The 10,755-nt window shown below is 40.3% G+C and carries 12 protein-coding genes; 7 read left to right on the top strand and 5 right to left on the bottom strand.

Annotated features, from left to right (window positions below):
- Positions 1-113: 113 nt before the first annotated feature.
- Positions 114-335 (bottom strand): hypothetical protein, encoded by a 222-nt coding sequence (locus R2R28_RS28695; RefSeq protein ID WP_316829097.1) that lies wholly within the window; start codon positions 333-335, stop codon positions 114-116.
- A 9-nt stretch (positions 336-344) separates the two neighbouring features.
- Entirely contained in the window at positions 345-1,091 is a 747-nt protein-coding gene (locus tag R2R28_RS28690) for an RHS repeat-associated core domain-containing protein (RefSeq protein ID WP_316829096.1), read from the bottom strand.
- Positions 1,092-1,576: 485 nt separating this feature from the next.
- On the opposite strand from R2R28_RS28690, the gene R2R28_RS28685 reads away from it, so the two are divergent.
- From R2R28_RS28685 to R2R28_RS28670, 4 genes are all read left to right on the top strand, one after another.
- Positions 1,577-1,954, top strand: a complete 378-nt coding sequence (locus R2R28_RS28685) for a plasmid mobilization protein (RefSeq protein ID WP_316829095.1) — start codon at positions 1,577-1,579, stop codon at positions 1,952-1,954.
- Positions 1,944-2,927 (top strand): relaxase/mobilization nuclease domain-containing protein, encoded by a 984-nt coding sequence (locus R2R28_RS28680; RefSeq protein WP_316829094.1) that lies wholly within the window; start codon positions 1,944-1,946, stop codon positions 2,925-2,927. The genes R2R28_RS28685 and R2R28_RS28680 overlap by 11 nt, the downstream gene beginning before the upstream one ends.
- A gap of 34 nt (positions 2,928-2,961) precedes the next feature.
- Complete coding sequence (locus R2R28_RS28675) at positions 2,962-3,570, top strand: hypothetical protein (RefSeq protein WP_316829093.1); 609 nt, start codon at positions 2,962-2,964, stop codon at positions 3,568-3,570.
- 596 nt (positions 3,571-4,166) lie between these two features.
- Positions 4,167-5,525, top strand: coding sequence for an amidohydrolase family protein (locus R2R28_RS28670; RefSeq protein ID WP_316829092.1), 1,359 nt, complete (start codon positions 4,167-4,169; stop codon positions 5,523-5,525).
- A gap of 265 nt (positions 5,526-5,790) precedes the next feature.
- Here the strand turns inward: R2R28_RS28670 and R2R28_RS28665 are convergent, their stop codons facing one another.
- Entirely contained in the window at positions 5,791-6,171 is a 381-nt protein-coding gene (locus R2R28_RS28665) for a helix-turn-helix transcriptional regulator (protein WP_316829091.1), read from the bottom strand.
- A gap of 128 nt (positions 6,172-6,299) precedes the next feature.
- Between R2R28_RS28665 and R2R28_RS28660 the strand changes: the two genes are divergently transcribed.
- The 3 genes from R2R28_RS28660 to R2R28_RS28650 are packed head-to-tail and all read left to right on the top strand — an operon-like array spanning position 6,300 to position 8,758.
- Positions 6,300-7,199 (top strand): HEPN domain-containing protein, encoded by a 900-nt coding sequence (locus R2R28_RS28660; protein WP_316829090.1) that lies wholly within the window; start codon positions 6,300-6,302, stop codon positions 7,197-7,199.
- A 13-nt stretch (positions 7,200-7,212) separates the two neighbouring features.
- Positions 7,213-8,475, top strand: a complete 1,263-nt coding sequence (locus tag R2R28_RS28655) for a hypothetical protein (RefSeq protein WP_316829089.1) — start codon at positions 7,213-7,215, stop codon at positions 8,473-8,475.
- Between the two features lie 7 nt (positions 8,476-8,482).
- Entirely contained in the window at positions 8,483-8,758 is a 276-nt protein-coding gene (locus tag R2R28_RS28650) for a hypothetical protein (protein ID WP_316829088.1), read from the top strand.
- Positions 8,759-8,909: 151 nt separating this feature from the next.
- Here R2R28_RS28650 and R2R28_RS28645 read toward each other — a convergent pair whose 3' ends face one another.
- Both R2R28_RS28645 and R2R28_RS28640 read right to left on the bottom strand, forming a co-directional pair.
- Complete coding sequence (locus R2R28_RS28645; RefSeq protein WP_316829087.1) at positions 8,910-9,446, bottom strand: ORF6N domain-containing protein; 537 nt, start codon at positions 9,444-9,446, stop codon at positions 8,910-8,912.
- A 54-nt stretch (positions 9,447-9,500) separates the two neighbouring features.
- The coding region (locus tag R2R28_RS28640) for a site-specific integrase (RefSeq protein WP_316829086.1) at positions 9,501-10,755 on the bottom strand (1,255 nt) is incomplete at its 5' end.

The following is a 10,755-nucleotide window of genomic DNA, read 5'->3' as shown; positions in this document are numbered from 1 at the left end:
TGGACTACTACAGAAATAACAAAGCCAAGCAATTTTTAGACCGCCAGGCTTCGTTATCTAAGTTATATCTAGTCTTAGCGAGACGCTAAGACTAGATAGGGAAATAAATCAAGTTAAACTGTTACAAAGCCAGACGTCCATTCATCCTTATCAAGTCTATAAGAAGATATTTCAAATCCATCTTGCGAATCTTTAAATCCTTCTAGTAACTTCGCTCTACATTCAGCCTCCTTTGCCATATCTTCTGTACTATAAACACCGATTAACTTAATGTCTTCATTATTTTCCAATCGATTGTCATAATGAGTATGCCATAATAAATAAACTAATCCCATCTTTAACATTTATTTTTTATTTCTATCACCATTTTTCTTAAGTTTATTGTACTCACTACCAGGACCTGTGCCACTCCAATTCCCTTCGCCATAATGTCCATCTAGTACTCTTTTTGCAAACTCTTTCCCAGACTCCCCATCTTTTGGTTTTTGACCTGCAGCCCATGATGGAATATCATCAGCTTTCTCTTTGCCACTTTTTTTAGTTAAAAGAACTTGTGATTGTTGCAATGCAGACAATTCCCCAAATCTTTGGCCCTTCATCATCGCATCCAGGCCACTATTTGTTATCATAGCGGCTAAGAAAACAAATATTGGGTGCGGCGGCGGTATTCTCGGCAATCGCATTGTTCCTGACGGAGGGGACAAGACTAATGGAATAGTATTTGATTTCGTACTTTCAATAGTTACACTTCCCAAATTAGTTCCCAATTCAGCACTCTTAATTCCGTACTGAGTTTTCATATCGGCGGTAAGCTGGCGGTATTGCAACTGATCAACACCACCAGTATTATTCACTTGATAGAATCTATCGGGCAAATCATTAATTACAACCATTTGTAATTTTCCATCCCGGCCATATTGATAATCATTGTAGAAGCCCATTGTCCCTCTCCCATCTGGATCGATATTTAAAATAGGATTATTCAATCCGTAGTTATACGGAGAAACATCATTATAGTCTTCCGCTAGCGGATCAACAACATTCCACCTCCCAATCACCGGATCATAGAACCTTGCACCGTAATCAAACACCCTTATGCAACTTTTTCACAGTTCGCCGGATTCGCTGGCAGCGACTTTTCAGCTTTATAAAGAACGTTCCTTTAGCGTAAAGTTAGTTTTTTGCTTGGGTTTTACAAGAGGGGTAATTTCGTTCTTCGGAGAGTTTCTGCTACTGGTAAGGTTGATCATATGTTACAGCAAAGATAGCCTCAGAAGGAAAAGCAGTAAAGGGACTTTCGCGGCATAAACGCTCTAAGCCTGCCCGCAATGGCCATTTATTCCACGTTCCCTTGACAGCTCTCCCTTCTTCCGCTTTTGGGGGCTTAACAAATGATCACCCCAGACCTCTATTCTCGCCAGTGCATTGCAGGGAGCCTTGATGGAGCGAGTTAATGTTTTTGCTATACAAAAACCCGGATTCACCCTAAAGGGATGCCCCGGGCTCGCTCCCGTCGGTCGGTTAAAAAAAAGAAAAAAGAAAGGATTTACCAAAGATTTGGAAAGGAACACAGCGCATGAAAACAGCGATGGCCAATAGTGAACTAAAGAAAAAAAGAGTACCCGGCAGACCAAAAAAAAAGATTAGCCGAAGTGACCTGCTTATGATCCGGTTAACCCCTACAGAAAAACAACTGATCGGGCAACGGGCGAAAAATGCGGGGCTGAAACCCAGTGAATGGTTCCGCAGGGCGGCAAAGAGTGCAAGGGTTTTCCCCCGCTTTACCCCCGAGGAAAGCGGATGGTTCAGGATGCTATCAGGGATAGCCAATAACCTCAACCAGTTGACCCATCTTTCCCATGTGGAAGGCTTGCCAACGCTGGCTTTAAAATGTCAGGCGCTGATCAGACAGATCGAAGAACTGTTAACCAAAATCAATGACCATGATCGGTAAACCGATCACAGGAAGAAGCTTCGGGGGCTGTGTCCGCTACATCGTGGATAAGCCTGAAGCAAAGATTCTTTTTGCAGAGGGTGTAAGGATGCAGAACGCAACCACGCTGACCAATGATTTTAACCTGCAACGCAAAATGAGGCCGGAACTGGGCAAGGCGGTCGGGCATCTGGTCTTAAGTTGGAGTAAGGAAGACCTGTCCAAACTGACCGATTCGGTTATGCTGGGACATGCCAAAGAGTATATGCATAAGATGGGTATCCGGGATACACAGTACGTGGTGGTACGTCACCATGATAGATTGCACCCACATTTACACGTCGTATATAACCGGGTGGACAACAAGGGTGCGACGATCACCGATAAGAACAACTACGCACGCAATATCAAAGCCTGCAGGGAGCTTACCCTAAAATACGGTTACCATTGGAGCAAGGGCAAAGAGCAGGTCAACAGGCAGGCTTTAAATGGCAGGGAAAAGATCAGGTATGAACTGTATGATGCCATCAGGGCGGCTATGAAAACTTCCAAGAACTGGAAAGAGTTGGAAGCGAAGCTGACCGTGCGGGGCATCGGTATCGCCTATAAGTTCAAAAGCGGTACCAAAGAAGTGCAGGGCATCTCTTTTGAAAAGGGCGAGCTGAAAATGAAGGGCTCCGCTATTGATAGGAGTTTAAGCTTTTCCCGTATGGATGCAAAGTTAAACCGCAGCCAGCAGGTACAGGCTTACCATAACGCAAGGGAGGAACATCAGCCCTCACTGGCGCAGCAGTTGAGAGAGACCATCCGACATGACATTCATGCCGAGCATGAGCATAGTCCGAATGCGTCTGGTGTAGTTGAAAACCTGCTGAATATCCTGCTTAGCCCGGAGTTTGTGCCATCGGCACCAGACCCGGTCGGAGACGCAGAAATAGCCCGCAGGAAACGAAAGAAACATCAAGCAGAGCAATCCCAAGGAGTAACCAGATAAATAAACAAACTATTCACCAACAAAATTCAATGTTATGGAACAGGACGAATTAGAAGAAAAAGTAACAATGTCCGAAGAACTCATTCTGGGCTTAGTTAAGCGAATGGAAGTCATCGAAAGCGAACTGCCAGAATTTTTAAAGTCTTTTTTAGAACAGTATAAAGAGACTTTAGCTAACATCTCTGGCCAGATAGAAAAATCCAACAAGCGTTATGACGATCAGAAAATCAGCCAGCAGATCGATCAGGTCAAAGACCTCGTGGGTACCATGCCCAAGATCATCACCGTAAAAAACGAACATCACTACCATTTCGGGGCTTGGTCAAAAAACCTCATCATTGGTGTAGCGGCCTGTTTCCTAATTACAGCCTTATCTGTCGGGACAGCTTTGTACCTGAAACACGAAAACAACCGCATGAGTGCCAATGATATCAAGTTCCGTGTGATCAGACAGACGGCTCCCACTTGGGGGCATTGGGCGGATACGACCTACAGCCGTAATCCCAAAGCGATGGAAGAGAACACCATCAAGCTGGAAGCCGAAGCGTTAGAAAAAGCCTATGCGGAAGAAATTGCCAGAGAAACGGCAGAAGAGGCGAAGCAAGCCAGGAAGCGGCTGCATTCGCTGAAAAAGAAGGATTGAGTTTGTTAATGTGAAATGATAAATTTAAGAGGTGTGACTAAATGCTACCTAGGTGGCGATTTGAAATAATTTGCCACTCAACAAATAATGAATGGCAAATCAGAGGGGGCGATCATTTCAAACCCTTTGCTTTTTTGATAGTAAGACCGTTGCACTATCTAAATAATTTGAGCAGGTCATCTTTCCCAAGCGATTTTAATATGCCCTCATCGGTCGGGATCAGTTCACTCATATCTTTCTTTTTTCTCCAATTGAGCCTGTTTATGTTGCGCCACGAGCAAATACGATGGAACCTCCAAAACGTAAGAAGAAAAAGAAAAAAGTTATGGATCAAAGTCAAGGCAAACAACGATAAAATCAAATATGATTTTGGTATTAACAGATCACAAAGCTTAGAAAATAACTGCGATAAATTATTAGTATCTCACCGTTTTCTGATAAACAGATACTATCTGACATCAAGAAAATCAAAGGTTAAAGTTTGTTAAAAATTTGTTTCTTCAATTGATTACACTTCTCTTAGATAAGAAAACCTTTAGGATACAAGCCTATACAAGAATGCCGAAGGTAATCGGCATTAATCTCTTTATTACTACATGAAATACATAACAATATTCTGCCTATTCTTCAGCTTCAGTTCTTTTAGTCAAGTTAAAAAATATGATCTAGCCATTAAAAATGTAAAAATTTTTGACGTCAAAACAGGAGTAGTCGGGCCAGATCAGGTCATCCTTATAAAAAAGGGTATCATTGAAGACATCGTTAGAAACACCAACAAATTCGCAGCGGAAAAAACGATTGATGCGAAAGGGAAACTAGTAACCCCAAGCTTTATTGATGCACACATCCATCCCACTGATGTATTTGGGGACTATGATAAAGCACCTGAGTATCTGGTGAAAGATTCGTTAAATATATACAGACAGCATCTAACTGATGCATATCTACCATATGGGATCACTACTGTCATGATGATGGGACAACCTGAAAAGTGGCTAATACCTATCCTCGGCTGGTCAATTAACCCTCGCCCAAACCATATAAATATCTATACAGCTGGCGCGGCCATTATTTCGAAAGAAGACAGACCTACATATATTGGTCATGTAGTTGTTGATAGTCCGTTAGCAGCAAAGAAGAAAATTGAAGCTTATTACCAACTTGGCATCAGACATATTAAACTCTATTGGAGGTTAAGAGATCCCGAGTTTAAAATTGCCTTTAAAACCGCAGATAGCTTAGGTATGAGGGTTTATGGTCATATTGACCAAAACGTCATGACTATGGATCACACTTTAGATATTGGTTTAAAGAATTATGAACATCTGGTCACCATTGCTTATAGTGTGATCAAAGAGAAAAAAGACTGGGATTCTTTTAATCAAGAATTCACCGCTAATTACGGAGAAGTCAAAACACAGTCCGATATATTGAAAATGTTCTTAGAAATGTTCAGATATATTGACGAACATAAAAAGGCTGAAATTAATATTTTGATAGATAAGCTGGCAAGCCGAAATGCTACTTTTTCAACTAGCATAAATATTCTAGCGGAACTATTCCAGTCTGGTTCTCCTGGGGATTCGGTGTCTTTAGTAAGACAACAAAACAGGACGAAGGAAAACTTTGAAACTTTCATGAAGTACGTTAGACAGATGCAAGAGAAGGGAATTAAACTTAGGATTGGAACAGACATGGCAAAGGGTGGAAAGTCACTTCAAGCCGAACAATTACTGTTATTCAAAACTGGATTTTCTATATCCTCGATATTACAAATATGTACAATTAACGGAGCACAAGCTTTAGGCATCGACTCAAAAGTTGGGATAATTGAAAAAGGCAGTCGAGCTGATTTGCTTATTTGGCATAGAAGCCCCTTTGACAGTGCCAACAATTTTCTTTCTGACAAAATAATCATTAAAGATGGGGTTGTATATGAGCCAACAATAAATTAGAAAGCCCAAAAACTGGCTAACTGCAGAAAGTTTATCATTATTCCCTCTATTATTGAGAATTTAAATCAGAAATTCTGAAAATAGCGTGATACAATAAATTGGACTTCTCCACATCTTTTATATTTTCCATAAACTCATTTCAGTAATCAAATTTATTTTTCAATTTTTGATTATGAGTTTTTGACAATTTAAAGGATGAAAAATAGCAGGGTAAAAGGTAGCCAACAAATTACCAATTTCTTAACTACGCAGCGTATTAGTTGAATTACTTATTTTTTAAAAGCTCATTTTTTTCACGTTCACTCTGGAGCAGTCGTTCATAAAGTTCTACCACTTTATCTAATGGATTGTAATGACATTGGTAATTGTACTGGTATGCTGATGCGTTATCATGCATATTTTGAATGTGAAATATAAGAACCTCTTCACTGAAATTCTTTATTGCTTCGGCGCTCACACCAAGTACACCTGCAATCTTTTCCAACATTGCATCTTCAACTTCCTCACTTTGCTCAATTTTAGAAATGGTCTGCTGGCTTACGCCTAGTTCAATAGCAAGATAATCCTGCTTGATACCACGTATTTCTCTGATACGGCTGATTTTTCTACCGAGATGCACTTTGTTAGATTTTGTAGGCGTTTCCATAAAGCAAATATAATAAATTCCTAAGATAGTAATGAACCAATGTATTGTAGTAAGATACCAGTTTTATTGGTAGGTTACGGAATTGCCGTACCACATTTTTGATCTCAGAAATCAAAAATGTCACGATTATGGAAACACAATTCTCACAAACTGGTCAATTCCAGAAAGAAAACTTTTCGGCCTTTATCAAAGAGCTGGTTCAAAAATTCAAACCCGAGCAAATCCATAGCTTTGGTAAAAACATCGATTTTAAAGTCAATAACGGGTGTTTTATAGAAGACCACCATACAGAAAAATATCATTATTTTTTGTTGATGGTGACCGAAAGCGTTACCAGAATTGAACATGAGGTTCAGGACTTTGCCAATAATCATTATCCCTTCGGCAAGATCACCATATTGGCTCATGGGAGAGAAACCATTGCAGATGCAATAAAGTCCAATAACAGGTTTTTCATTACCATTTATAACGAGGGCCAGATTCTTTATAGTCGAGATGGTATGGTGCAACGCACTCATATCATAAATTTTATACCCACCCAAGGAGCAGTAAAAGCCCAAAAACATTACGATCACCGCTTTCCATTGGCAACGGGGTTTTTAGCAAGTGCAAAAGAATGCCTGACTAACCAACATTATAATCTAAGTGCATTTATGGCGCATCAGGTTGCAGAGCAATGCTGTATTGCCTTGATAAGGGTTCATATGGCATACCGTTCTGATATACACAACCTATATAGACAGCTTCGGTTGTGCGAAAGCTTTTCTCCGGCACCATCAAAGCTATTCTTATCGGGCAGTGAAGAGGACAAACGGCTCTTTGATATCATGGTAAAAAGTTATTCCGCTGCACGTTACAAAGATGATTTTAAGGTTGAACAAGCCGATGCAGAGCAAATTTTTTCTCGTGTTTCAACCTTTTTAAAGCTTACTGAAATTATGTGCGGTGACAAGATAAAATCCCTTGCAAAAGTGGCGGAATCCTACACACAATTAAAACAAGAAAGTGAGGTGGTTTATGGAGGATAATAATATTCTATCGATGAACTTCTTTCATTTGCCTTTTACGCCAAATACAAGAATACTTACAGAAAATACACTGAACCAATATTCCGAGATCAGAAAACCCAAAAGGGGTTATTTTCCCATTAAAATCAGAAAGATATCTTTCAGCAATGAACTGCTTGTAATCGGTGTAATTCTGGATAAAGAGCCTGAAGAACTAGTTTATATTAAGGTCACCACATCCGAACTACTGGTAAGTTGCAGCGTTGATACCCATGAAAACTATTTGAGCCGATATGCTTATTTTTCGCTTAACCAACTGATGTATTATTACACTGAGTATAATTTCGAGGACTATTATTGGCCGGGATTTTTTGATCAGGAAACAGGAGGATCTAAGTATCTGATGATCCATAAGTCGAAGGATAATTTACATGTATCGTCAAAAGTGAGGTACAAAGGCCTATATAAACCTGGAAAACAACTCCCCATAGTATCTGCAAATATAGTAGAGCTACGGAAAGCAGTTCATTCAATTCAAGAACAGCCACCTAGAGAAACACACACGGTGTTGGGTTTCTGTTTGGCAGATAACAACAATGAAAGGTTCCGAACAAATCATTATCCCTTTCTAATTCCTTATATAGGGATTTTGAACAAGGCTAAAACTGCGGTAAGAAGCTTTACAATATACGTGCTTAATGAAATGCAACTTGCTGAAATCGATCTTTCGGACGAACAGCAAAACCTCGTTGAGATTTGCTTCGACATGAAGAAAATAGCCTTGGTTGCCAGCCCGGAATATAAAGAAGACGCTCGTAAGCTTGCTGAAAAACGAAAACGGAACCAAAATAATTTCAATCAGCTTTTTGAGCTCTGGCAAAAGGCGCTTCCTTTACTTTCAGGAAGGTTGTACACACAGTACAGTTATACATATGGAATGCGTAATGTAAAAGGCAAGCCAAGAAGATCGTATATGACGCCATGCGCCTTTAATAATGAAACACCAGAAATCTGTTTTCTATGGAAAGACATGGGTGATTATTATAAACTGGAACTTCGATTAATGCTTCAAGGAAAAATACATCCGCTACAATATTACTTCAATACTGCTTTCTTTGCTATGCTTAGCTACAGCCCGAGAAAATATGTGTTGTTGAACTCTGTTGATGATAGCCAACTGGTCAGTTATTTTCAGCAAAGCCAATTTCAGCTCTTGGTACTAAAGAAACACTATGACGGTGATTTTAAAAATTTTGTAGATCAATTAAGAATGGTATATCGTTTCATCAATAAATAGAGAGGTTATGGAAGAAATTTTAAAGGCTTTAAATTATCAGCCCATTGATATCTCCGATGAGGATCTTGATAATCCTGTGCCATCAATTACTTATTTTTTCGTGAACCATCCGATTCACGAATCCCGTACTAAGCTTTGGGAGTTATACGCCGGATGGATTCATTTTGCTGCTGAATCGCCAGATGGTGAGGAACTGACAGATATGTTATTTTTTTATAATCAATTAGTGGAATTATTGAACCTGTGTTATGTATTTACCCATAAAATTGAAAAGGATAAATAGCGATATGATCAATCAAATAACCATAAACAACATTTACATGATTAATGCCTGCAAACTGGCCGTCCCGCATTTGCGGCCTGCGGAACGCCTCCCGCTCTTGGCTGTTGCTGTTTCCGCTTTTGGCATATACGGAGAAGCCAGTAACAGAAAACTACAGTTCGTCGGGTTTGAACCCAATTCGTGTCCTTTTCGGCGCTGGCCGTTCCTGTTTCTCCAGCAGTTCGTCTAGGTAGCGGAAAACGATTCCCATGTTTTTGTCTTGGTTATCCAGTTTCCCTTTAATCTTTTCAATTTCCAGCCTAATCTCTGTATTGTCCGACAGCACATGGCGCATTTTGGTGAAAATGCGGATGATCTGGATGTTTACCTCAATAGCCCCTGTACTGTTTAGCACGCTGGAAAGCATTGCCACGCCCTGTTCGGTAAAGGCCATGATGTTATATTTAGAGTGCGCCCCGTGTCTTAAGGTGCCAAATTGGCTCCTTAAGATTTTCTGTTCCTCCGTGTTTAGCTCAAACATGAAATCTTCGGGAAAACGTTCTGCATTTCTTTTTACCTGCCGCTTTAGCTGTTTGGTTTCCACTCCATATAGTTCAGCCAGATCAGAATCCAGCATCACTTTATGCCCTCTTATCATGTAAATCTGGTTCATAACCAGTTCATCAGAAATTTTGATTTTTGTTTCCATTCTCTTATTGTGTATTTAAAGACGGTCGGCACATGAACTGCCGACCGGAAGGGGTTAAATTGATGCGAAAATCTGTCTTAAAGGTGCCATGTCACTGCTTACCTTTTCATCTAGCATTTTTGCATAAAGTTGGGTAGTGCGTATATTGGTATGCCCCATCATTTTAGATACGCTTTCGATAGGTACACCGTTCAAAAGAGTAACTGTAGTGGCAAAAGTGCGCTTGGCGATCCGGTTCCCGAGTGTCTTGACGATGCTCGATAGTGCCGCAATCTCGACCAAATATTCGTTCATTTTTTGATTGCTGGAAATCGGCAGCGCCCTGTTCTGGTTGACACAGAGAGGATGATTTTCATACTTTTCTAGAATATCAGCGGCTATTGGGATAAGCGGGACGGCTACAGGCGTACCAGTTTTTTTACGATAGCTGAACAGCCACTTTTCCCCGTCAATCCCTATACGTATGTCGGTTTGTTTGAGTTTTTGTACATCGGCATAGGACAGCCCCGTATAGCAGCTAAACAGGAAAAAGTCCCGAACTTGTGTAAGTCTTGCGGTACTGTATTTTTTGCCCGCAATGTTTTGAAGTTCATCCGCAGTCAGATATTCCCTTTGTACGAGTTTGGATTTCAACTTATAACCGAAGAAGGGGTCAGTGATGATCCACTTGTTTCTAAGACATATACGGACGATTTTTCCTAGATTTTTAAGATGCTTACTGGCGGTATTGGTATCATTATCTTTTGAAGTGTGCAGGTAGAAATCAAAACCATCAATAAACTCATGGTCTATATTTCGGATATTGAGGTCACCTGTTTGGTATTTCAGTGAAAGATATTCTTTAACGTGCTTTTCAAGCACTTTAAACCGCCTCAAAGTGCCTTCAGCATAATCTTCCTTCTCTACGAGTGCGGCCATGTTTGTATTATGGATTTTAATGGCCTCCATAATGGTGTGTGTTTTTTCGGCCTTGCCTAAGAATTTGCATTTAACGCTATCAGCGGTTATTGCAGCTCCGTCCGCGTTTAGCTGGCTATGCGCTGCATAAACTTCGGCTTTAATATTTTCCAGATAGGCATTCAGGGTTTTAACATCTTCCTTTGTACCAATGACTTTTCCGGCTTTTGCATTCCACCGCTCCGGCTCGCAGTTTCTGCTTGTTGACATTTCCGCACGCACCCCGTCCACTGTAATCCTTAAAAAGATAAAGTAAACAGCCCCTTTGGTGTAGTTCTTTGGCTTTTTCAAAAAGAAAAGCACGCTAAAATTGGTTTTCATAACGATAACATTAAGGTTAAACAAAAATAGC

The organism is Pedobacter miscanthi (genome assembly GCF_032678605.1).
Lineage (GTDB): Bacteria > Bacteroidota > Bacteroidia > Sphingobacteriales > Sphingobacteriaceae > Pedobacter > Pedobacter miscanthi_A.
This window is presented reverse-complemented; position numbering and strand designations above follow the sequence as displayed.